The organism is Oceanimonas doudoroffii, assembly GCF_002242685.1.
Lineage (GTDB): Bacteria > Pseudomonadota > Gammaproteobacteria > Enterobacterales > Aeromonadaceae > Oceanimonas > Oceanimonas doudoroffii.
In genome coordinates this window covers 340,663-364,077 of the sequence record NZ_NBIM01000001.1, presented here as the reverse complement: position 1 = coordinate 364,077, position 23,415 = coordinate 340,663, and the positions used below count along the sequence as shown (strand labels likewise).

The 23,415-nt window shown below is 62.1% G+C and carries 19 protein-coding genes; 4 read left to right on the top strand and 15 right to left on the bottom strand.

Translation table 11 applies throughout. From position 1 onward, the window contains the following. Positions 1 to 75 precede the first annotated feature (75 nt). Entirely contained in the window at positions 76 to 3,087 is a 3,012-nt protein-coding gene (locus B6S08_RS01660) for a putative bifunctional diguanylate cyclase/phosphodiesterase (RefSeq protein WP_245849790.1), read from the top strand. Positions 3,088 to 3,102: 15 nt separating this feature from the next. Here B6S08_RS01660 and B6S08_RS01655 read toward each other — a convergent pair whose 3' ends face one another. Next, positions 3,103 to 3,573: a GlcG/HbpS family heme-binding protein gene (locus B6S08_RS01655; RefSeq protein WP_094199050.1), complete on the bottom strand. Its 471-nt coding sequence runs from the start codon at positions 3,571 to 3,573 to the stop codon at positions 3,103 to 3,105. 86 nt (positions 3,574 to 3,659) lie between these two features. Here B6S08_RS01655 and B6S08_RS01650 point away from each other — a divergent pair, with 86 nt between their 5' ends. Both B6S08_RS01650 and B6S08_RS01645 read left to right on the top strand, forming a co-directional pair. Then, positions 3,660 to 4,394 (top strand): response regulator transcription factor, encoded by a 735-nt coding sequence (locus B6S08_RS01650; protein WP_240919735.1) that lies wholly within the window; start codon positions 3,660 to 3,662, stop codon positions 4,392 to 4,394. Beyond that, positions 4,375 to 5,706: a sensor histidine kinase gene (locus B6S08_RS01645; protein ID WP_094199048.1), complete on the top strand. Its 1,332-nt coding sequence runs from the start codon at positions 4,375 to 4,377 to the stop codon at positions 5,704 to 5,706. The genes B6S08_RS01650 and B6S08_RS01645 overlap by 20 nt, the downstream gene beginning before the upstream one ends. Here the strand turns inward: B6S08_RS01645 and B6S08_RS01640 are convergent. From B6S08_RS01640 to tkt, 14 genes are all read right to left on the bottom strand, one after another. After that, positions 5,703 to 6,659: a bile acid:sodium symporter gene (locus B6S08_RS01640; protein ID WP_245849789.1), complete on the bottom strand. Its 957-nt coding sequence runs from the start codon at positions 6,657 to 6,659 to the stop codon at positions 5,703 to 5,705. The genes B6S08_RS01645 and B6S08_RS01640 overlap by 4 nt on opposite strands. 18 nt (positions 6,660 to 6,677) lie before the next feature. Further along, positions 6,678 to 7,451 (bottom strand): 2-keto-4-pentenoate hydratase, encoded by a 774-nt coding sequence (locus tag B6S08_RS01635; protein WP_169716354.1) that lies wholly within the window; start codon positions 7,449 to 7,451, stop codon positions 6,678 to 6,680. 13 nt (positions 7,452 to 7,464) lie between these two features. Continuing rightward, positions 7,465 to 8,880 carry an amidase gene (locus tag B6S08_RS01630; RefSeq protein ID WP_094199046.1) on the bottom strand — a complete coding sequence of 472 codons (1,416 nt, stop codon included), beginning with the start codon at positions 8,878 to 8,880 and terminating at the stop codon, positions 7,465 to 7,467. Further along, entirely contained in the window at positions 8,859 to 10,148 is a 1,290-nt protein-coding gene (locus B6S08_RS01625) for a TRAP transporter large permease (RefSeq protein ID WP_094199045.1), read from the bottom strand. Before B6S08_RS01625 ends, B6S08_RS01630 begins: the two co-directional genes overlap by 22 nt. Further along, the gene (locus tag B6S08_RS01620) at positions 10,148 to 10,756 is read right to left on the bottom strand and encodes a TRAP transporter small permease subunit (protein ID WP_094199044.1); all 609 of its coding nucleotides are present in this window, start codon (positions 10,754 to 10,756) and stop codon (positions 10,148 to 10,150) included. The genes B6S08_RS01625 and B6S08_RS01620 overlap by 1 nt, the downstream gene beginning before the upstream one ends. Before the next feature lie 140 nt (positions 10,757 to 10,896). Then, positions 10,897 to 11,931, bottom strand: a complete 1,035-nt coding sequence (locus B6S08_RS01615; RefSeq protein WP_094199043.1) for a TRAP transporter substrate-binding protein — start codon at positions 11,929 to 11,931, stop codon at positions 10,897 to 10,899. 74 nt (positions 11,932 to 12,005) lie between these two features. Next, complete coding sequence (locus B6S08_RS01610; protein WP_094199042.1) at positions 12,006 to 13,172, bottom strand: pyridoxal-phosphate-dependent aminotransferase family protein; 1,167 nt, start codon at positions 13,170 to 13,172, stop codon at positions 12,006 to 12,008. A 77-nt stretch (positions 13,173 to 13,249) separates the two neighbouring features. Continuing rightward, on the bottom strand, positions 13,250 to 14,671 hold the full coding sequence (gene hydA, locus B6S08_RS01605) for a dihydropyrimidinase (protein ID WP_094199041.1): 1,422 nt from the start codon (positions 14,669 to 14,671) through the stop codon (positions 13,250 to 13,252). Between the two features lie 378 nt (positions 14,672 to 15,049). Beyond that, on the bottom strand, positions 15,050 to 15,745 hold the full coding sequence (locus B6S08_RS01600) for a GntR family transcriptional regulator (protein WP_094199040.1): 696 nt from the start codon (positions 15,743 to 15,745) through the stop codon (positions 15,050 to 15,052). A 187-nt stretch (positions 15,746 to 15,932) separates the two neighbouring features. After that, positions 15,933 to 16,664: a maleate cis-trans isomerase family protein gene (locus tag B6S08_RS01595; RefSeq protein ID WP_094199039.1), complete on the bottom strand. Its 732-nt coding sequence runs from the start codon at positions 16,662 to 16,664 to the stop codon at positions 15,933 to 15,935. A gap of 38 nt (positions 16,665 to 16,702) precedes the next feature. Further along, the gene (locus B6S08_RS01590; protein ID WP_094199038.1) at positions 16,703 to 17,983 is read right to left on the bottom strand and encodes a TRAP transporter large permease; all 1,281 of its coding nucleotides are present in this window, start codon (positions 17,981 to 17,983) and stop codon (positions 16,703 to 16,705) included. Then, entirely contained in the window at positions 17,980 to 18,537 is a 558-nt protein-coding gene (locus tag B6S08_RS01585; RefSeq protein WP_094199037.1) for a TRAP transporter small permease, read from the bottom strand. The genes B6S08_RS01590 and B6S08_RS01585 overlap by 4 nt, the downstream gene beginning before the upstream one ends. Then, positions 18,534 to 19,544 (bottom strand): TRAP transporter substrate-binding protein, encoded by a 1,011-nt coding sequence (locus B6S08_RS01580; protein WP_094199036.1) that lies wholly within the window; start codon positions 19,542 to 19,544, stop codon positions 18,534 to 18,536. The genes B6S08_RS01585 and B6S08_RS01580 overlap by 4 nt, the downstream gene beginning before the upstream one ends. 299 nt (positions 19,545 to 19,843) lie before the next feature. Next, positions 19,844 to 21,841: a transketolase gene (gene tkt, locus B6S08_RS01575; protein WP_094199035.1), complete on the bottom strand. Its 1,998-nt coding sequence runs from the start codon at positions 21,839 to 21,841 to the stop codon at positions 19,844 to 19,846. Between the two features lie 242 nt (positions 21,842 to 22,083). Between tkt and metK the strand changes: the two genes are divergently transcribed. Then, positions 22,084 to 23,241, top strand: a complete 1,158-nt coding sequence (gene metK, locus B6S08_RS01570) for a methionine adenosyltransferase (RefSeq protein ID WP_094199034.1) — start codon at positions 22,084 to 22,086, stop codon at positions 23,239 to 23,241. The last annotated feature ends 174 nt before the right edge of the window (positions 23,242 to 23,415 follow it).

Here is a 23,415-nt window from a genome sequence, read left to right as displayed (position 1 = left end):
ACATCAGTCATCATTAAAAGATAAATCTAATTTAGAAACAACTAAATTAAATGAGTGGCGGCCACCTGGTTTACAATGAAACCAGCCCCCGTCATCATGACGCGCCATGACCATAACAAGAACAAGGATGTCATCATCATGTCGTTGCCTGCGTTGCCCCAGGCCCAGCACACCCTGTGCTTTTTCAGGCTGGATCCCCAGTTCCATCTTTACCCGTTGACCGCCCTGCCCGCCGGCCTGACGATGCCAAATGCAGAGCAGTCCCTGCTGGAACGACTGAATGAACACGATCGGCAACGGCTGGAGCAGGCCTGCCACGCCAGGCAGGCCACGCAACTGGGGCTGACGGTGAATGGCCGCCGCTGGCAGTGTCACCTGGCCCCGGTTGAACACGACAACTGGCTGCTGAGCGCCGATGTCTCCCAGAACGAACACCTGGACGAGCTGGGCCTGCTGGAATGGCGCTTGCACCGCGCCCTGGGCACAGAGCGGGACGCCCGGCTGGCGGAGCTGGCCGATCTGTTGTTCAGCCGGTTGCGGCCGGATCGCATCATTATCTGGCGCCATTACGAGGCAGACGAACTGCTGCGTCCGATCTACAGCCAGGGGTTGCCGTTTGCCCTGCGTCCGGTGCGGGCCGACCGGCGCTACCTGCGCACCCTGCATCAACGGGGTGGTCTCAGCTACAGTCACTGTGCCGGCCAGCCCCTGCTCGCGGCCTTTGACTACCTGAGCGCCGACAGCATTCACCATCGGCTCGACGTGCCCCTGCCCTTTACGCCTGGCACCGCCGGCCTGCTCAGCCTGGAATATGCCCGTCCCCACCCGGCCATGAGCGCCAGCGACATGCAGTTTGTAGCGGCCCTGGCCACCCACCTCGCCAGGGCCCCGGAGCTGACCGCCACCCTGCCCGCGGGGCCAGTTCCCGACGGCGAGCTCATGACCCGGCTGACGCCACTCTTGTGCCGCCACACCGGCCAGGACTTTTTTAACCAGTTGATGCTGCAACTGGTCGGGCTGACCGGGGCCCACACCGCCCTGGTCGGCCTCAAGCCCCGCCAGGCAGACACGATTCGCGTGCTGGCCTGCAGCCGTCAGGGGCAGTTGTGTCCGCCCTTCAGCTATCACCTGGCCCACACGCCCTGCGCCATGACCTTGGAAACCGGCGAGCCGGTGCGCCTGTTTACCACCGATGTGGCGACCCAGTTTCCCGATGACAAGCGGCTAACCGAAGCCCACATTCAGGGCTATGCCGGCCTGGCGCTGCGCCATGAAGACGGCAGTCCCCTCGGCACCCTGGCGCTGTTGTTTGACCGGCCACTGACGCAACCGGCGTCACTGCAGGCCCTGCTGCAAGGGCTGGAGCCCAGGGTCGGCGCCGAACTGCGTCAGCGTCGCATGCAGGAAGGGCTGATGGTTACTGCCACCGCCTTTGAAGCCCGGGAAGGGATTTTTATTGCGGACAGCCAGATGCGCATTCAGCAGGCCAACCAGGCCTTTGCCCGCCTGTGCGGCCTGACCACCGCCGAGCTGACCGACATGTCACTGCTGGCCTTGCGGGCCGACATGCCCGGCGTCTATGAAGTGGACAACATCATACAGGCCCTGGAGCGTACCGGCTGGTGGCAGGGCGAACAGCAACTGCTGCGTACCGACGGCCAGCCCCTGCCGGTCAATGTACGGGTCAGCAAAATTCGTGACGGACTGGGCATTACCCACTACGTCTATCATGTCGAAGACATTTCCGAGCAGCAGGCCAACCGGCACCGCATTGAAAAAATGGCGTATGGCGACGAACTGACCGGCCTGCACAACCGTCGCTTCATGGTGGAGCACATTCGCGATATCGTGACCCTGGCCGGCCAGGGTGCCAGCCGTGGGGCCCTGTTGCTGCTGGATCTCGACGACTTCAAGAACATCAACAACTCCCTCGGTTATGCGGTGGGCGACGCACTGCTGGTGCAGGTGGCTGAGCGGCTGACCCGCTTTTGTGTAGGCCTGGACGGGGTCAGCCTGGCACGCATTGCCAGCGACGAATTCGTGCTGCTGTGCCCCAACCTGGGCCACGGTTACACCACCGCCAAGACCCGTGCCGAACAGATTGCCAAGGGGCTTCGGGAACTCTTTGCGCTGCCTTTTGAAATCAGTGGCCTGCGCCTGCACGTCAGCGCCAGCGCCGGCATCAGCCTGTTCCCGCTCAGCGATGCCGGCCATGAGGAATATCTGCGTCAGGCCGACACCGCCAGCCATATGGCCAAACGCATCGCCCCCGGCAGCCATGTGTTTTTCAACCGGGAGATGGCCGAAGAAATTCAGGAACGGCTGCAGCTGTCCAACGCCCTGCAGCAGGCGCTGAGAAATGAAGAGCTGGAACTGCACTTTCAGCCCCAGCTCAGCCTTGAGCAGGACAGGGTGCTGGGGGCGGAAGCCCTGCTGCGCTGGCAGCCACCGGGGCAGGCCCCGATACCGCCCGGACTCTTTATTCCGGTGGCCGAAGAAACCTCGCTGATCTGCGAGATCGGTGACTGGGTGCTGCAGCGGGCCTGCGCGCGGCTGCAACACTGGCGCGAGCACAACAGCGGCCCGGTGCGACTGTCGGTCAATATCAGTGCCCGCCACTTTCACAGCCCGGACTTTGTCAGCCGTATGGAAACCCTGCTGCAACGCTTTCCCGGCTGCCGTCACCGTCTGATCCTGGAAGTGACCGAAGGGGTCATTCTGGAAAACCTGGACGAAAGCCGCCAGCGCATGGCCCGGCTCAAGGAGCTGGGCTGCCTGCTGTCCATTGACGACTTCGGCACCGGTTATTCTTCCTTTGCCTACCTGAGGGAACTGCCGGTAGACGAGCTCAAGCTGGATCGCGCCTTTATTCGCCATATCGACACCCATCCCAGGGACAGGGCCATTATTGCCTGCATTTTGCAGCTGGCACGCCAGCTGCAACTCGCGGTGGTGGCGGAAGGGGTGGAGACCGAGCCCCAACGCAGCCAGCTCAGGCTGCTGGGTTGCCCCGCCTATCAGGGTTTTTTACGCGCCCGTCCCATGCCGGAAGACGCCCTGATGAACTGGCTGAGCGGTCAGGCATAGATCGCCCTGCCGACTTCACTTAAGCACCGCCTTGAGGGCGGCATCGGCACAGGCCTGATCCAGGTGGCCGCCCGGGGCGCCGCCGATGCCGATGCCACCCACCAATTGATCATTGATTCGGATCGGCAGGCCGCCGCCCAGGATCAGCATGTCGGGGTGCATTTCCCGCAGCCCGAACAGGGCCGGCTTGTCGGCGATGTTGTTGGCCAGATCAGCGGTGACCACCCCCATGGAGGCCGAGGTAAAGGCCTTTTTACGAGCGCTTTCCAGGGTGTGCGGGCCGGCGTTTTCATTGCGTGCCAGCGCCTTGAGGGCACCGCTGCGATCCACCACGGCCACGGTGACGTTATAGCCGTCTTTGGCACACTGGCCGATACCTTCGCTCACCAGTTTGAGAGCGGTATCGGTGGTCAGTACCGGGGTAGCAATGGTCTGGGCCTGAACACCCAGGCTGGCCAGGGCCAGTACGGCGAGAACTTTTTTCATGATACATCTCCTTGTTGATGTCCCGATGACTTTAACCAACCTGCCTTGCCCTCACCTTGCCGCTGCATTACAGAATGGAAAGGTTCATGGCCGCTTCGCCCGATGGCGGTACAATAACCGCGATACACACCACGGAGACCCAGGCCATGGAGCTGTTGCTGGTTGAAGATGACGCCAAAATTGCCGCCTTTCTTACCCGCGGCCTCACCGAGCAGGGCTACCGGGTGCAGCACTGCAGCCGGGCCGAAGAAGCCGCCTGGCAGGCCCTGGAACAGGCTCCCGCCCTTGCCATTGTCGATATCATGCTGCCAGGCCAGGATGGCCTTGAGCTGGTGCAGGAATGGCGAGGCCAGGGGGCCGACTTCCCTATTTTGCTGCTGAGCGCACGCCGTTCGGTGGACGACCGGGTGCAGGGACTGCGCCTCGGCGGCGACGACTACCTGACCAAGCCCTTTGCCTTCAGCGAGCTGCTGGCACGCATTGAAGTGCTGCTGCGCCGGTGCCAGCCGACACCGGCTCTGGACCTGCTGCGACTGGCGGATATGCGTCTGGATCCAGCGCGCAAGCTGGCCTGGCGCGGCGACCAGCGGCTGGCACTGCAACCCCGGGAGCTGGTGCTGCTGGAGCTGCTGCTGCGTCACCAGGGCCGGGTGGTATCCCGCACCCAGATTCTCGAGCGGGTCTGGGATTATCGCTTTGATCCCCAGACCAACGTGGTGGACGTGCTGGTATGCCGGCTGCGCAATAAAATCGACAAGGGCCAGACCCAAAAACTGCTGCATACCCTGAGAGGCATTGGCTATGTCCTGCGCGCCGATTAATCCCCGCTTTACCACCGGCTTGACCCTCACCCTCTGGTACCTGGTGCTGATGACCCTGGTGACCGGCGGCCTGCTGCTGGCCGGCGATCACCTGCTGGGTAAACGCCTGCTCGACAAGGATCGCCAGCTGGTGACCACCCTGCTCGACAACTACCAGCGGGTAAGCTCCGACGCCGGCCCCGACAAGCTGCTGCACGTGCTGGAGCGGGATCGGGAGTTTTTGCTGCTGAGCCACTACCGGGTGCGCTTCAGCGATCGAGCGCAACAATTGCTGTTCAGCGCCGGCCCCGCCCTGCCGGCCGAGGTCGACGGCCAACTCGCCGACGGCAGCTGGCACCAGGGCCGCCAGCTTGACGGTTACCGGCTGCAGGTGGCGCTGTCGGCCCAGCCTCGGCAGCAGGATCTGGCCCGCTACCGTCAGACCATGCTGCAACTGCTGCTGCCCATGCTGCTGATCAGCCTGGGGCTGGTTGCCTGGCTCACCCGACGCACCCTGCGTCCCATTCGCGCCCTGATTCACCGCATCGGCAGCCTGCAACGGGACGGCCTCGACCGCCCGGTGCCACAAACCGCCTCAACACACACCGAACTCGGCCAGCTGATCCTGCTGTTCAACCAGCAGATGGCCCGAATCCACCGCCTGGTCAGCGGGCTGCGCCACGCCCTGGACAGTGCCGCACACGATCTGCGCACCCCCCTTACCCGTCAGCGCCTGAGCCTGGAGCAGGCGCTGGCCAGCAAGGCGCCGCAACACTGGTACGACAGCCTGCTCGACTGCGCCGAAGAAAACCAGCGCATGGAGGCCCAGCTCGGTTACCTGCTGGCGATCACCGCTGCCGAGCAGGGGCTGGACCCGGCCCGGCTCGAGCCCTGCGACCTGAGCCGGCTGCTGGAAGAAGTGGCCGAGCTGTACGAACTCGCCGCCGAAGACAAGGAGATCACCCTGACCACCGAGCTGGCACCGGAGCTGGTGATCCACGGTGATCCCCAGGCCCTGAGCCAGGCCTTTGCCAACCTGCTCGACAACGCCATCAAGTACACGCCGGCGGGAGGTGAGGTCAAACTGCTGGCCCGGCGCCAGGGCAGCGCCATCGAAGTGATCGTGGAAGACACTGGCATGGGCATCAGCGAGGCCGATCTGCCCCATATTTTTGAACGGCTGTACCGGGCCGATCGCAGCCGCCACAGCCCGGGCCATGGCCTGGGGCTGGCCCTGGTCAAGGCCATTCTTGACGGTCACCAGGCGCCCGTTGAAGTGACCTCGGGTCGGGAGGCGACCCGGTTTTACTGTACCTTCAGCGCCGAACATTAAGCCTCGGCGCGAACCATGGCCGCCGTGCGTGCCGCAATGCGCGACGCCAGCAGGGCGTCGGCCAGCATGTGCAGAAAGTGAAACACCAGGCAGGCCACTACCGCCAGGCCCTGTGCGGCACTCATGGCCACCAGCACGCTGACCGCCACCGGCGTGGTTTTCTGGGCGGCGGTAAACAGCAGCGCCAGCCGTGCCGGTCGGGCCAGTCCCCTGCCCGCCAGCCGGCACAGCGCCAGCAGAATACCGTGCAACAGCAGCGACCAGGCCGCCAGCGCCAGTAAGTCCACCCCTTCCAACGCCAGCAGGGCCGGCCGGCTGGTAGACAGGGTGATCCAGGCAGTGGTGACCACACTCAGGGTCGGCACCACCGTCATCCAGCGCCGCACCACCCTGGCCCCCAGCAGCCGCCGCAGTACCATACCCAGCACAAAGGGCAGCAGTACCATCAGCGACAGCTTGTGCAGCAAGGGCCAGGGTGACAGCACACCACTGCTGCCGATCAGCAGGCTCAGCATCAACGGAATGGTGATAATACCCAGCAGATTCAGCCCCAGGGTCATAAACAGCGACCACTGGGCATTGCCGCCGCTGAGCCGGGTCAGCACCACGCAGGACGACAGGGTCGGCGGCACCACAGACACCACCAGCAGGCCGAGCGCCAGGCCCGGCGCCAACCCGCTGAAGTGATACAGCAGTGCCCCCAACAGGGGGGACAGCAGCAGGCTGATAACCAGTGCAAGGCCGAATACTCGGCCAAAGCCCGCTTCGGGCCTGAGTTCATGCACTCGAGTCTGCAGGCCATTGACCAGAAAGATCACCGCCACCAGCCAGGGCAGCGGCTGCCACTGGGCCAGCCAGACACCGGGGCCCGGCAGCAGCAGGGCCAGCATGATGGCGGCACACAGGCCGCCGGGCAGTAACCAGGCGATAATATCCTCCTTATCGGGCAGCACGGCGCCTTTTAATTCACCTTATGCGATAGACAGGGCTACCCCGCCAATGCCGGGGAACACCGCCCGAATATCGGCGCAGGGCTCGATAAACTTCATGCCGGTCCAGCTGCCGGTGGTGATCAGATCGCCAGGCTGAAGCCCCTGGTTGCGCGCCACCAGATGATTGACCGCCCAGGTCAGCAGCATGGTGGGGTCGCCCAGGGGATGACCGCCGCTTTTGTCCGCCAGCACCTCGCCGTTCACGGTCAGCTGCACCGGCTGCAGCGCCAGATCCCGGTCCTGCCAGTCTTCAATGCCGCTGCCCACCACCAGGCCGCCGCTGATCTGGTTGTCGGCCAGTCGCCACAGGGCACTGGTTTGCTGCCATTCTCGCAGCCGGGTATCCACCAGCTCCAGGGTCACGCACAGCTCGCCCAGCGCCGCGCGCACTTCCTGCCCGTTGTAGGCCTGGGCACGCACCGGCAGGGCCTGGGTGACTCGAAAGGCCAGCTCCGCCTCGATACCAATCATGTGAAAATCGGCGCCATTAAGGCTCTCACCGCTGTCATACACCTTCTGGGGCGGAATGGGCGCACTGTAGGGTTCGGTATCCCGGTTGGGGGACCCCACCTTCCAGCAGTGCGTGCGCTCGGCCGGCCACAGGTGGCGGGCCACGCCATCCTGAATGGCGTAGGCCTGCTGCACGGTTTTCGGCCCCTCACCGGCCTCGAACTGGGTCCCGCTCTCGTAAGCGGCCAGCACCCGGGCCACCGCCTGCTGAATCTGTTGTTGCTGTTGTACTTGTTGTTCCATGGTGCTCATCCTGTTATTTGGTTTCTGCCAGCGCCGGCCATTGCCAGCCCCGTCCACTTTCCCGTTCATAGTCCGCCGCCAGCCGCAGCAGCAGCTCATCCTGGCTCATTCCGGCCACCAGCTGAAAGCCGATAGGCAGGCCAGCCGCCGAGGGCGCCGCCGGCAAATTGATGGCCGGATGGCCGCAGGCATTGACCCAGCCGGTATAAATGGCGTGACCCCGGGGGCCCACCGGCCGGCCGTCAATCTCGCCCGGATAAGGTTGCTCCGCCGGCCAGGGCAGGGCCGCCGCCGAGGGCGTGACGATGATGTCGATATCAACAAAGGCCTCGGCCACGGTACGGCGAAAGCGGCGAATGCCGTCCAGGCCACACAGATAATCGGAGGCCGACAGTTGCCTGCCCTGCCCGGCCATATCGCGAAAACGCCCGGCGGCCTCGGGCTCGGTTTCGGGAAAGGCACGGAAAATGGCCGCCACCGCCGCAGCACCCAGCATGGGCCAGAACTTGTCCACCGGCTCAAGGGAAAACGGCAGCTCACCCCGGGTAACTTGATGGCCCTGGCGCGCAAACACCGCCAGCGCCTGCTCCACGTTCCCGGCAATCTCGGCATGCAAGGGCTGGTCACCAAAACGGGGCACATAGTGAATGCGAAGCTTGCCGGCCGGTGCCTCGGGACGAGTGCGCCAGGACGCCGGGTCCCGCACATCGGGGCCACTGATAATGCGATACAGGGCTTCGGCATCAGCGGCACTGCGGGCCAGCGGCCCCACTACTTCAAAGTCGAGCATCACCTGAGGCAGGCTGCCGACCCGGGCCACGGCACCGATGGAAGGCTTGAGCCCCACCAGGCCGGTATGAGACGCCGGCCGGCGAATGGAGCCGCCGCCGTCGGTGCCCAGCGCCAGTGGCCCCAGGCCGGCGGCCAGGGCCGCCACCGCGCCGCCGCTGGAGCCGCCGGGGGTCAGCGCCGGGTTCCAGGGGTTACGGGTCACGCCGAACAGGGGGTTGTCGGTATAGCCTTCCAGGGTGAACTCGGGCACGTTAGTCTTGCCCAGGATCACCAGCCCGGCGGCCCGGCAGCGGGACACCGCCAGCTCGTCTTCGCTAGCGATATTGCCGGCCAGGGCCCGGTTACCCCAGGTAGTGGCCAGCCCTTGCGTGTTGAGGTGATCCTTGACCGTCAGCGGCACGCCATCCAACGGGCTCAGGGGCCGGCCCTCGGCCCAGCGCGCGGTGGCGGCGGCCGCTTCCTCAGCGGCCGCCGGGTTAAAAGTGATAAATGCATTAAGCTCAGGGTTGAGCCGGGCGATACGCTCGCCCAGCGCCTCGACCACCGCCAGCGGGGTCAGGGTGCCGGCGGCATAAGCCGCCGCCAGCTCAAGGGCGCCGAGGCGCCAGCTTTGGGTTACATCAGGTTGGGCAGCCACAGGGCAATCTCCGGGAACATCATCAGACTGAAGGTGAACAGCATCATGATCAGGATGAACGGCACCACGCCCCACATCACATCGCTGATATTGCCGCCGTCCTTGCGCACACTCTGCACCACGAACAGGTTCATGCCCACCGGCGGCGTGATCAGCGCCAGCTCGCACATCAGTACCACAAACACGCCGTACCAGATGGGATCCACACCCAGAGCGGTCACGATGGGATAGGTGATGGGAATGGTCAGCACCTGCATGGACAGCACGTCCATAAACATGCCCAGGGCCAGGTAGAACAGAATGAGAATGAGCAGCAAACCGGTCACACTGAGACCAAAGGAAGTCACCCAGGCGGTCAGTTCATCCACCACCCCGGTCAGGCTGATGGTCAGGTTAAGTACGAAGGCGGCGGTGATGATAAGCAAAATCATGCCGGTAATGCGCGCGGTCTGTACAAAACATTCCTGCAGGAAGGTCAGCGACAGCTTGCCGGAGCGCCAGGCAAACCAGAGTGCGGTCATCACCCCCAGGGCGGCCGACTCGGTGGCGGTGGCCAGGCCGCTGTAGATGCTGCCCATGACGATGCCGAACACCACCGCCGGCGGGATCAGATGGCGGGACAGGCGCAGCTTTTCGGACAGGCTCAGCTTTTCTTCCCGCACACTGCCCTGACCCCGGTTGGCAAAGGCGATATACACCATGAACAGTAGACTCAGCATGACACCGGGAATAAGACCCGCCATAAACAGCTTGCCGATGGAGTTGTTGGTGAGCGAGCCGTAGATCAGCATGTTGACGCTGGGCGGAATAAGGATCCCCAGGGTGCCGCCGGCGGCCAGACTGCCCAGGGACTGGCGCATGCAGTACTTGCGCTCCTGCAGCGACGGCAGCGCTACCGTGCCGATGGTGGCGGCGGTGGCCACCGAGGAGCCGGAGGTGGCGGCAAACAGCGCACAGGAGCCGATGTTGGTGTGCAGCAGACCACCTGGCAACCGGCCCAACCAGGCCGCCATGGACAGAAACATCTTGTCGGCAATTCCACTGCGCAGCAGCAGCTCGCCCAGCAGAATGAACAGCGGAATGGCGGTCAGCAGCGCCTCGTTGTGCACGCTCCAGACGACGGCACCGATAGAGTCCATAAAAGTCCAATCGAACACCATGATGCCACCAATCACCCCAATCAGGGCCATGGCCACGGCGATGGGAACGCCCAGCAACAACATGCCGAGCATGGCGAAAAAGCCGATAAAAACTGTGGTTACAGTCATTACGCACCCTCCCCGGCCAGCTTCTGTGCCGCGGTCGCTTGATCCTGTTGCTGCTGGCGCTGGGCAAAATCTTCCAGCTCTTCCTTCAGCTCTTCACTCACCCCCTTGGGGTTGAATTCATTGTTCAGTGTCTGGTGCCGGCCAGAAGCCAACAGCCAGCTGGCGCGCAGGCCATAGCCCAGGGCCACCAGGGCAAATACCGCCAGGCCCGCCATCCACACGCTCTGCGGATAAATCAGCGGGGTCGCCCAGGGCGTCTGGGAGGTGCTGCCGTAGTCCAGGGTTTCCAGCACCACATTCACGCACACCCACACCATAAACAGGCCCAGGCCGCACATGAACAGGGCGGAAAGCCAATTCAGCACGCTCTGCAGACCTTTGGGCAGCCGCTCGTGAAAAATGTCGATGCGCATGTGCGCCCGTCCGAACAGGGCGATGGTGAACGCCAGGGTGGCGCCTACCGCCAGGGCGTAACCGCTCAGCTCATCGACCCCCTGCAGGGATATCTTGAAAAACTTGCGCAGCAGGGTCTCTACCGCAATCATCAGCGACAACAGCAGAAACATGCCGCCAAAGGCCATGCTGGCCATTTGCTCTATGCGCTTCATGTCAACGTCTCCTTGTCACCGGCGCCAGGGCAGCCATCACCCTGTTGCCGGACGTGGGACCGGCGAGGCCCATATCGCCAACCGATCCACTTGAAATCTCATCAGACAACAACGCCGGCACAGGCCGGCGTTGTTAAGGGTTACAGGCCCACGATATCCGCCAGGTCCCGTTTCCAGTTGGCGGAACATTGCGCATTGGACTTGTCGCACTGCTCGGCCCAGGTCGGGTAAGACACCTGAGTCACGGTATTGGCCACGGTGGCCAGGTCGGCCTCGTTCACCGGTACTTCCACCAGGTTGAAGGACTTGCCGGTGTCACAGGGCTGCTCACCCACGTTACAGCGGCTGGCATCCAGGAACAGTTCTTCGGAGTAGCGCCAGATTTCCTCGTTCAGCTCGTCAAAGGCGGCCTGCAGGGTCTGCTGCTGCTGTTCGTCCAGCTTGTTCCAGGCCTTGAGGTTGATGCCATAGCCGTTCAGCGCCAGCTGGAAGCCCAGGGGCAGCATGTGGGTGGTCACTTCCGGCCAGCCGGCGGAATTGGCCGAGCTGGGACCGGTAATGGCACACTCAATCATGCCCAGCGCCAGACTCTGGTGTACGTCGCCAAAGGCCACCGGCACCGGCACGCCGCCCACGGACTCCACAAACTGGGCCAGGTTCTGGTCATACACCCGCACCTTCAGGCCCTTGACGTCTTCCAGGCTGTTGATGGGGTGGTTACAGAACAGCACCTGAGGGCCAAAGGGCCAGACCCCCAGCAGTTTGGTGTTGAAGCGCTCCTGCAGACGCTGATCCACCGTGTCCTTGTAGGCGGCCACCACCTTGCGGCCCTGCTCGAAGTTAGGGTTCAGGCCGACCAGATCCAGACCCAGAATGGTGGGCTCGTCCCGGGATACCTGGGACATACGCAATGAAATAAGATCGAACAGGCCGGACTTCAGTACCCTGAGCTGCTCCACGTCCTTGATGCCGGTCGTGTCCAGGGGCTTGTAGTTGACCTTGATCGGCAGACCGGTGTTTTCGGCCAGGTTTTCAAAAAATGGCTGCTCCTTGTTTTTCTGAATAAGGCCGGTGGCCAGCGGTTGCCCGATGACCTTGAGGTTGATGGTCTCGGCCAGGGCCGGTGTGGATGCCAGGACACTGCCCAGCAGGGTGGCGGTGATCAGTTTTCTCATGATGAGACTCTCCTTCCTTGAATATGCCCAATGGCATGAGTAAGTGGCCCGCTCATGCGGGCCACCGCAATCACTTAGTGGTCGGCAAGAAAACGCATGGCGGCCTGAACGCCACCCGGGCTGTGGGGCACGCCCGCCGCCACCAGGCCCATCTCGACGCCGGCCAGGGTGCCGAGCAGGGTCAGATCGTTGATGTCGCCCAGATGACCGATGCGGAACACCCGGCCCTTGAGCTTGCCAAGGCCCGCTCCCAGCGACATATCGAAGCGCTCCAGAATGACCTTGCGCAGGGCGTCGGCATCCTGGCCTTCCGGCAGCAGTACCGTGGTCAGCACCGGGCTGTATTCCTCGGGATTGAGGCACAGCACTTCCAGACCCCAGGCCTGCACCGCCCGGCGAGTGGCCTCGGCGTGACGCTGGTGACGGGCAAAGATGTTATCCAGGCCTTCCTCTTCCAGCATGGCGATGGCTTCCTTCAGGCCATAGAGCAGGTTGGTGGCGGGCGTGTAGGGGAAATAGCCGGTGGCGTTGCCCGCCAGCATGGACGCCCAGTCCCAGTAGGACTTAGGCAAAGCGGACTGCTTGCTGCGAGCCAGGGCCTTGTCGCTCAGGGCGTTGAAGCTGATGCCCGGCGGCAGCATCAGGCCCTTCTGGGAGCCGGACACGGTCACATCCACGCCCCATTCATCGTGCTTGTATTCGGCCGAGGCCAGACCGGAGATGGTGTCGACCATAAACAGCGCCGGATGGCCGGTGCCGTTAATGGCCTGGCGAATATCGGCAATGCGGCTGGTCACGCCGGTGGAGGTTTCGTTGTGCACTACGCACACCGCCTGAATGTGATGCTCGGTGTCCCGGCTCAGGCGCTCGGCAATGGCAACCGGATCGGCCCCGTGGCGCCAGTCGCCGGGCAGGAACTCCACTTCCACGCCCAGACGAGTGGCCAGCTCATGCCAGAGGGTGGCGAACTGGCCGGTTTCACACATCAGCACTCGGTCGCCCGGACTCAGGGTATTGACCAGAGCCGCTTCCCAGGCACCGGTGCCGGAGGCGGGATAAATCACCACCGGGCTGTCGGTCTGGAAAATGCGCTTGATGCCGGCCAGCACGTCACGGCCCAGCTCTCCGAACTCCGGCCCGCGGTGATCGATCACCGCTTGTGACATGGCGCGAACCAGACGCTCCGGCACCGGTGAAGGGCCCGGGATCTGCAGAAAATGACGCCCGCTTTTGTATGACATATTCACTCCTTGAACTGCTCAGTTGATGGGCGAGTGAACCGTCCCGGTTCACCCTGCCCGAAATCGTTCCCTGACGCTCAGCGGCGTACCTTGGGCTTGGCCATGTCCGGCTTGCCGCAGGGCAAAAAGCGGCCGTCACCGGCCTGGCCCAGCACCTCACCATCGCGCCACACCACCCGGCCCCGGCTCAAGGTCAGTACCGGCCAGCCGGTCACCGCCTGGCCCTCGTAGGGGGTGTAATCCACGTCGTGGTGCAGCAACTCGTTCTGAATGACCACCTCACGCTTGGGGTCCCAGATGGCAATGTCGGCATCGGCGCCCACGGCAATGCTGCCCTTTTGTGGATACAGGCCGTAGAGCTTGGCCGGGTTGGTGGCGGTCAGCTCGACAAAGCGGTTAAGGGTAATGCGGCCCTTGTTGACACCTTCGGAGAACAGCAGCGGCAAGCGGGTTTCCAGGCCAGGAATACCGTTGGGAATGTAGGGGAAGTCCACCTCTTCGCCGTTCGGCTTCTTGCCCTGAGGGTCCTCGTAGCGGAACGGCGCATGATCGGAGGAGAAGATGGTAAACAGGCCGTCTTCCAGGCCGTCCCAGATCACCTGCTGGTTGGCCTCGTCCCGGGGCGGCGGGCTGCACACGCACTTGGCGCCTTCGTAGCCGTCAATGCCCAGATCTTCGGCGGTGAGGAACAGATACTGGGGGCAGGTCTCAGCATAGATGCTGATGCCCTTACTGCGAGCCCAGCGAATTTGCTCCACCGCTTCCTCACCGGACACGTGCACGATCAGAATGGGCACGTCCACCAGCTCGGACAGGGCAATGGCCCTGTGGGTCGCTTCCCGCTCCACCAGCATGGGGCGGGCGGCGGCGTGGTATTTGGGGGCGGTATGACCGGCGTCGATCAGCCGCTTGGTCAGCCAGCCGATGCAGTCGGCGTTCTCGGCGTGGATCATGGCCATGGCGCCCTCGTCCCGGGCCAGCGCCAGTACGTCGAGGATCTGACCGTCATTGAGCTTGAGGTCGTCGTAGGTCATGTAAATCTTGAACGAAGTACAGCCCTGGCGAATCAGCTCCGGCAGCTCTTCCTTGAGCACTTTTTCGGTCGGGTCACTCACGATCAGGTGAAAGGCGTAGTCCACCACCGCCTTGCCCTCGGCGCGACGATGATAATCCTCTACCGCCGCTTTCAGCGACTGGCCCTTTTCCTGGGCCGCGAAGGGCATGACGGTGGTGGTGCCGCCACAGGCGGCGGAGCGGGTGCCGGTATAGAAATCGTCGGCCATGCGCAGGCCGTCCGGCATCGGTTGATCCAGGTGACAGTGGGCGTCCACGCCGCCCGGCAGCACCAGCTTGCCGCTGGCATCAATCTCTTCCTGGCCCTCGCCCAGGTTCAGGCCCAGGGCCACGATGCGGCCGTCCTTGATACCGATATCACAGTCGGTCACGTCGGCGGCGGTGGCAATGCGGCCGTTTCGAATCACCAGATCAAACTCAGACATGGGTCACTCCTTGATGTTGTTCTAATCCACTAGATTGCATTCATAATTATGTATATGTAATTAATCATTGCTTATTGAGGCTTTCAAACCGGCAGTAACGGGAATGTGAACGGGGTCGCACAAATAAAACAAATCGTTAACAAACGAGTTTTGTGCAAAAAGCTGGCACGCCTCATATGAAGACCAACTGAGAAACCACTGGCTATCGCGGAAGCACGATGTCGTGACCGGCAGTTGGGAGGAAAGCCAAGACGGTCAGGCAACAGCCGGAGCACCGGCTGGCAGAAAGGAAGAAAGGAAGGTTAAAGAGAGAAAAAGAAAAACGAAGAAACCATCAAAAAAACAAGAGCGGGGCCTGGCGCCGCCCTGGCCAGCGGCTTAGCCCGCTTTTTGTTGTTTTTGCTCCAGTTCCTGCACCAGCAAGTTGCCGGTGTGCATCACGTGCTCGGCCAGAATGCGGCCGGCCCGATCGCCGTCACCGGCCTTGAGGGCTTCCAGCAGTGCCTGGTGCTCGGCCACGGACTCGTCCCAGCGATGATGAAAGTCGATGGCCAGATAGCGGCCGCGGCTAACCTTGTTCATCAACTGGTGATGCAGCTGGATCAGGGTGTCGTTGCCGGCCAGCTCGATGATCAGGCGATGAATATGCTGATTGATTTCAAAGTAATGCTGCTTGTCCTGAGCCTGATGGTAGCCTTCCAGCTGCTGCTGCAGCCGGGTCAGCTGTTCCAGATCGGCGGCCGTGGCACGCTCGGCGGTGAGCTCGGCGGCACGACGCTCCAGGGAGCAGATAATTTCAAAGTGTTCACGAATTTCCTCCGGCGTGATCACCGCCACCCGGGCGCCCCGGTTGGGCTCAATGGTCACAATACCTTCGGAGTTCAATACCTTGAGGGCTTCCCGCAACGGGGTTCGGGAGATATCCAGCTGCTTGCACAGCGCCGGCTCGTTGATGCGCTCCCCTTCCTTCAGCTCACCTTCGATGATCATGGTGCGCACGCAGTCGGCCACTTCCTCATGCAATGAGCGTCGCCGCAGGGAACTTTGGCCCAGAGTGTTACCACTGCTTGCCATATCGTGCTCCTGTTATATGAATGTTAGTGATCGAGTACCTTAATCCCTTGCCGGCTAAAACGGTATGACCGAGGCGGACAAGGGTGATCCCGATCGAATTATGAATAAGAAATCACTGTGGCAGCCCGCTAAGAGGTGTTACCCAATCCGGGCGGGCCGCCTTATTTATGAATTATATAATATATAATTACGGTTTAACCGAAAATAAAGAACCCCAGCCCTGGATCTGGCTCGGATCTGCATCGGCCAGCAGCATGCCCTTCCACACCCCGGTAGAGACGGTGTCGTAGATGGGCAGTCCCAGTTCCTGTTCCAGCCGCGCCGCCACGCGGGCACCGCGCAGGTTGGTACAGAAAATGGTGATGGCGTCACACTGGCCTTCGGCCGCCACTTCGCGCACCATTTGCTCGATGGTGTCCTCGCTCACCTCGGAGAAGGAAAAGTTGCCCTTGTCATTGAGGTGACGCTCGGCGACACAGCCAAAGCCGGCATCGGCATAGGTGGCCACCACCTTTTTCTGCACCTCGTGCAGATAAGGGGTCACCAGGCCAAAGCGCTTGACACCGGTCAGTGCAAACAGCTCGTTCAGCGCCAGCACCGAGGTGGTGGCCGGAATGCCGGTGGCGTCGGTAATGGCCTTACACAGGATCTCGTCATCCTGAAAGCCACGCCAGCCGGAAGAGGTGCCACTCCAGGTGATGGACTGCACCTTGGCATCGGCCAGCAGCCGGGATGCCTGCAGGAAAGGCTCGTTGTCGAACTGGCTCAGGGCCTGGTCGGTCAGGGAGATCTCGGTCACCTTGAGGCGGCCAAAGTGGGCGCTGACACCGTTAACGCCATGCAGAATATCGCCGGTTACCGGCTCCAGAGTGGTGTTAGAAGAAGGGGTCAGTACGCCCAGCAGAGTACGATTGGTCATGGTTAGCTCCTTGCTTGTCATTATGTTTCATTCAGTTATCAGTAACCCAGGGCGTGCGGCAGGGCCGTCACTACCTCGGGGAAAATCCAGCACAGCGCCAGCACCAGGTATTGCAGGGCAATAAAGGGCCAGACGTAACGCAATAGTTGAGACATGGGTATTTTGGCGATGCCGCATATCACGAACAGCAACACCCCGACCGGCGGCGTCATCATGCCGATCACCAGGTTGAACACGAACAGAAAGCCGAAATACAGCGGGTCGATACCGTAGGCCAGCGCGATGGGCGCAAACAGCGGCACCAGCATGATGTAGGCCGCGTTTGATTCCAGGAACATGCCCACCACCAGCAACATCGCCATCACCAACGCCAGGAACACCTGTGGGTTGTCGGTGATGCTCTGAATGAGCTCCGACAGGCGCATCGGAATGAGATCGATGGTGAACAGGAAGGTCAGCGGCGTCGCAAAGGCGATCAGCGCTCCCACCACCGCCGAGGTCAGGGCGGCACGGAACATGCAGCCGGGCAAGTCCACCCATTCCAGCTTGCGGGTAATCCACTTGCCGATGACAAAGGCGTAAACCACGGCGATGGCCGCCCCTTCGGTGGCGGTAAACACACCACCAACAATGCCGCCGATAACGATCACCGGCATCAGCATGATGGCCCCGGCCCGTTTGGTCTGCACCAGCAGGTTCTTCAGGCTGAAGGGTTCACCCGTGGGCGGATAGCCCTTGCGGTGCGCAATCCAGGTCGACAGCACCATCATGCCCACCACCAGCAGCACACCGGGCACCACACCCGCCATGAACAGGCCACCCACGGAGACCGAGGAGCCGGCCATCAGGGCGTAGACAATCATGGCCGCGCTGGGCGGAATGATGGGTCCCAGGTTGGACGCCGAGGCCACCACCGCCGAGCCAAAGCCCGCGTCGTAGTGCTTTTTCATCGCCGGCATCATGGTGGTGCCCAGGGCACTGGCGCCCGCCACGGCAGCACCGGTAACCGAGGCCAGGCCCAGACCGGACAGCAGGGTGACGTGGGCCAGACCGCCCTTGACCCGGCCGACGAAAGCATTGGCAAAGTCGATGGTGCGTTGCATCACCTGACCGCCCACCATCAGCTCACCCGCCAGCATGAACAGCGGAATCGCCATCAGCGGAAAGGAGTTGACCGCGTGCATCATGCGCTGGGGCAGCACCGACAGTTCAATGCCGCTCCAGGCCAGTCCCCCCAGGGCCGCCAGGCCCAGAGAAAAGGCCAGGGGCATGCCCAGCAGGGCCAGCACCAGGAACAGGATAATCGCCAGTGTGGTCATGCGGCTTCCTCCTTGTCAGCCCAGACATGGGCGCCTTGCCAGGCCATGAACAACAGATGCAGCAGGCCATGGCCACAGCTCAGCATCACCGGGATGTAGAACACCGAGGCACTGACCGGAATGGTGGGCATCAGCTCACCCCAACCGTCGATGGCCACCAGTACCGCCTGGTAACACACCACCACCATCAAGAGTCCGCTAACCAGCATCATCAGCCGGCTAAGGCCTTCCTGCAGACGGGGAGACAGCTTGTTGGTCAGCACATCGATGCCCACATGAACGCCATGCTTGAGGCCATGGGGAATGGCCAGAAACACCGCCCAGACAAAGGCCAGACGCGACATTTCGTCGGCCCAGTCGATGGATTCGGCCAGCAGATAACGACAGAACACCTGAGCCGAGACCAGCAATACCATCACCGCCATACAGACGCAGATGGTATAGCGGGAGGCTGCATCCAGCCTCAGCAGGTACCGGCGGACAAGCGCCGCCGGTGTAGGCAGAGGCCCGGCTCCGTTCAGCATGTGCGGCTGCTCGGAATGACCGGTTGTCATGACTTGGCGTCCTCCAGTACGGCGTTCACCAGTTCATCACCGAGGCGCTCTTTCAGCTCGTCGATAATGCCCGCGGTCTTCTCCTGCATTCGCTGGTGCAGTTCGGGGCTGACGCTGTTGAATTTCATGCCGGCAGCCACCAGCTGATCACGGGACTCCAAATCTTCCTCGGCGGCCTTTTCACGCTGCCACTCCACCGCCTTGGCCATGGCCTGGCGCACCGCCTGCTGCTCGGCATCGGACAGCTTGTCGAAGCGACGTTTGTTGGCCACCACCACAATAAAGTCAAAGAAATGGCCGGTATCGGTCAGGTACTGCTGCACTTCCTGGTAGTTGTTTTTGCGAATGATGCTGAAGGGGTTTTCCTGACCGTCGATCACCTTCTGCTGCAGGGCGGAATACACCTCGTTGATGCCCATGGAGGTTGGGCTGGCACCCAGGGCGCGGAAGGTTTTGAGGTGGGTTTCGTTGGGCTGCAGCCGAATCTTGAGGCCGTCAAAGTCATCAATGGACTCGATAGGACGCACACTGTTGGTGATGTGACGCGGACCCAGCTCCATAAAGCCCAGGGCCACAAAGCCCTTGTCAGCCAGTTTTTCGTTAAGCAGGTCCCCTACCCGGCCGTCGATGACCTTAAAGGCGGTGTCCCGGTCCTTGAACAGAAACGGCAGGCTCACCGCTTCCAGCTCGGGCACGGTGCGCGACAGAAAAGAGGCACCAATCCAGGTCATGTTGAGCACACCGGAACGCACCTGATCCACGTTCTCGGAGGCACCGCCCAGCTGCATGGCCGGGAACAGATTGACTTCAATATCGCCGTCGGTGGCCGTCTCGACTTCCTTTTTAAACACTTCCATGGCCAGGGTGCTGGAGTGGTCCACGGCAAAGTTGCCGGCCACCCGCAGGGTCTCGGCATTCACCTGGGCGGTGGCCAGGGTGGCCCCCAGCGAAATTGTTAACAAACTCTTTTTAAAGAAACCGCCGAAAGCGTGTAGATTGTTTCCCATTACCTTCTCCTTGGTTAGGACGTCGTCTGCGTCATTATGAATTCATAATTATATATATATTCCATTAACAGCTCGGACAATGCCAATCACGGCGGAAAAGCCTGACCCCATGTTCGAAAATAAGCCCAACACATTGAGTAGAAACAACTTTTCCTTTAAGAACAAATTTTCGCCGGTTAAAAAATTGTGATCAGGATCATTCACGCATCCTGAGGGCACCACAGTTTCATGGCCTGCCTGGATGACGGGCACAAAAAAACCGGCTAACGCCGGTTTTTTTATTCAGTCAGTGCTCAGGCTCAGGCCAGCAGGGCCTCGGCCTTCTCCACCACGTTTTCGGTGGTGAAGCCGAACAGCTTGAACAGCTCACCGGCCGGGGCCGACTCGCCAAAGCTGCTCATACCGATGATGTCGCCACCAAAGCCCACATACTTAAACCAGAAGTCGCGAATACCGGCTTCCACCGCCACCCGCTTGGTCACGGCGGCGGGCAGCACGCTTTCACGGTAGGAGGCAGACTGGGCGTCAAACACGTCGGTGGACGGCATGGACACCACGCGCACGGCGCGGCCCTTGGCAGTCAGCTGCTCGGCCGCGGCCACAGCCAGCTCTACCTCGGAGCCGGTGGCAATGAGGATCAGCTCAGGGGTACCGGCGCAGTCACGCAGCACATAGCCACCCTTGGCCACGTCGGCCAGCTGGGCCTCGGTGCGCTCCATCTGTCCCAGATTCTGGCGGGAGAAGATCAGTGAGGTGGGGCCGTCCTTGCGCTCAATGGCGTGTTTCCAGGCCACGGCGGACTCTACCTGGTCACAGGGGCGCCAAGTGCTCATGTTGGGGGTCAGGCGCAGGGAAGCAATCTGCTCCACCGGCTGGTGGGTGGGGCCGTCTTCACCCAGACCAATGGAGTCGTGAGTGTATACAAAGATGGAGCGCTGCTTCATCAGGGCGGCCATACGCACGGCGTTACGGGCGTATTCCACAAACATCAGGAAGGTGCCACCGTAGGGCACGAAACCACCGTGCAGGGCGATGCCGTTCATGATGGCGCTCATGCCGAACTCACGCACACCGTAGTGCAGGTAGTTGCCGGCGGCATCCTCGGCGCTGATGGCCTTGGAACCCTTGTGCATGGTCAGGTTGGAAGGGGCCAGATCGGCACTGCCGCCCAGCAGCTCGGGCAGCAGGTTACCAAAGGCGTCAAGGGCGTTCTGAGAGGCTTTGCGGGTAGCAATCTTGGCCGGGGCGGCCTGCAGGCCCTTGATAAAGTCGGCGCTCTGCTGTTCCCAGTCGGTGGGCAGCTCGCCGTTCAGGCGACGCTTGAGCTCGGCGGCCAGTGCCGGATATTCGGCGGCGTAGGCGTCGAATTTGGCGTTCCAGCCCGCTTCCTGCTCGGCACCCTTGGCCTTGGCATCCCACTCGCCGTACACGTCGGCGGGAATGTCGAACGGAGCATGGCTCCAGCCCAGTTGCTCGCGGGTGGCGGCAATTTCCGCCTCGCCCAGGGGGGCGCCGTGGCAATCGTGGCTGCCGCCCTTGTTGGGGGAGCCAAAACCGATCACGGTTTTGCAGCAGATCAGGGTCGGGCGACCGGTCTCAGCACGGGCGGCGTCGATGGCGGCGGCCACGGCGGCGCTGTCATGACCGTCCACGGCGGGGATCACGTGCCAGCCGTAGGCTTCAAAGCGCTTGGGGGTGTCGTCGCTGAACCAGCCTTCAACATGACCATCGATGGAGATGCCGTTGTCATCCCAGAAGGCAATCAGCTTGCCCAGGCCCAGCGTGCCGGCCAGGGAGCAGGCCTCGTGGGAGATGCCTTCCATCAGGCAGCCGTCACCCAGGAAGGTGTAGGTGAAGTGATCCACCACCTCGTGGCCGGGCTTGTTGAACTGGGCGGCCAGCGCCTTTTCGGCAATGGCCATGCCCACGGCATTGGTGATGCCCTGGCCCAGCGGGCCGGTAGTGGTTTCCACGCCCGGGGCGTAACCGTATTCCGGGTGGCCGGGGGTCTTGGAGTGCAGCTGACGGAACTGCTTGAGATCGTCGATGGACAGCTCGTAACCGGTCAGGTGCAGCAGGGAGTACAGCAGCATGGAGCCATGGCCGTTGGACAGAATAAAGCGGTCACGGTCGGCCCATTCCGGGTTGGCGGGGTTGTGCTTCAAGTAATCACGCCACAACACCTCGGCGATATCCGCCATGCCCATGGGGGCTCCGGGGTGACCGGAATTGGCTTTCTGTACCGCATCCATACTGAGCGCGCGCACGGCATTAGCCAGCACTTGACGAGAAGGCATCGACATCTCCTGAGAAATTCTTATAAAGAAGGGTGAACAAATCGGCGGTTATTGTCCCAAAGACGGCCGGGAGGCGCAAATTATTCTCCCCCGGCGTGACCTACGCCCGCCGTGCCGGTCACACATTTTTCTGGCATTCCCGCCCTCGCCTCTCTAAAATAGCCGTCCAGATGTTAATACCGCCATTTTGTGCGGTCCCTGACAACACCGAATTCATTAAAAGTTTTAGGAAGTGAAGCAAAATGGCCAGACTGTTTACCTCCGAGTCCGTGTCCGAAGGTCATCCCGACAAGATTGCCGACCAGATCTCCGATGCCGTACTCGACGCCATCATCAAGCAAGACCCCAAGGCCCGCGTGGCCTGCGAAACCTACGTCAAGACCGGCATGGTCATCGTGGGCGGTGAAATCTCCACCAGCGCCTGGGTCGACATCGAAGAGCTGGCCCGCCGCACCGTGCGCGACATCGGCTACACCAGCTCCGACATGGGCTTTGACGGCGACAGCTGTGCCGTGCTCAACGCCATCGGCAAGCAGTCTCCCGACATCGCCATGGGCGTGGACCGGGAAGACGAAGATCCCTACGCGCAAGGTGCCGGCGATCAGGGTCTGATGTTTGGCTACGCCTCCAACGAAACCGACGTGCTGATGCCCGCGCCGGTCACCTACTCCCACCGCCTGGTCAAGCGCCAGGCCCATGTGCGCAAGGCCAAGGAGCTGCCCTGGCTGCGTCCGGACGCCAAGTCCCAGGTGACCTTTGTCTATGACGACGGCAAGCCCGTGGGCATCGACACCGTGGTGCTGTCTACCCAGCACAGCCCCGACATCGATCAGGCCACCCTGCGTGAAGCCGTGATGGAGCTTATTATCAAGCCGGTGCTGCCCGCCGAGTGGCTGAGCAAGAACACCAAGTTCCATATCAACCCCACCGGTCAGTTCATTATTGGCGGCCCCATGGGTGACTGTGGCCTGACCGGTCGCAAAATCATCGTGGACACCTACGGTGGCATGGCCCGCCACGGTGGCGGTGCCTTCTCCGGCAAGGATCCGTCCAAGGTGGACCGCTCCGCCGCCTACGCCGCCCGTTACGTGGCCAAGAACATCGTGGCCGCCGGCCTGGCGGATCGCTGTGAAATTCAGGTGTCCTACGCCATCGGCGTGGCCGAGCCCACCTCCATCAGCGTGGAAACCTTCGGCACCGGCAAGGTCGCCGAGGAACTGATCGACGCCCTGGTGCGCGAACACTTCGACCTGCGCCCCTACGGCCTGATCCAGATGCTGGACCTGAACCGTCCCATCTACCAGGCCACCGCCGCCTACGGCCACTTCGGCCGGGACGAGTTCCCCTGGGAGGCCACCGACAAGGCCGCCCTGCTGCGCGACGCCGCCGGCCTGAAGTAAGCATCAAGGGGAAGCATTCGCTTCCCCTTTTTGATCGAGCATACCTTACTGCCGGCGCACATGTTGTAATTCGCTTCGCTCATTACAACCTACGGCGGGCTTCCCCACACAGACGCCGTTGATGTCAAGAACGAGGGCAAAGGATGCCGTTCCGCTGACCGTCACATGAATGTA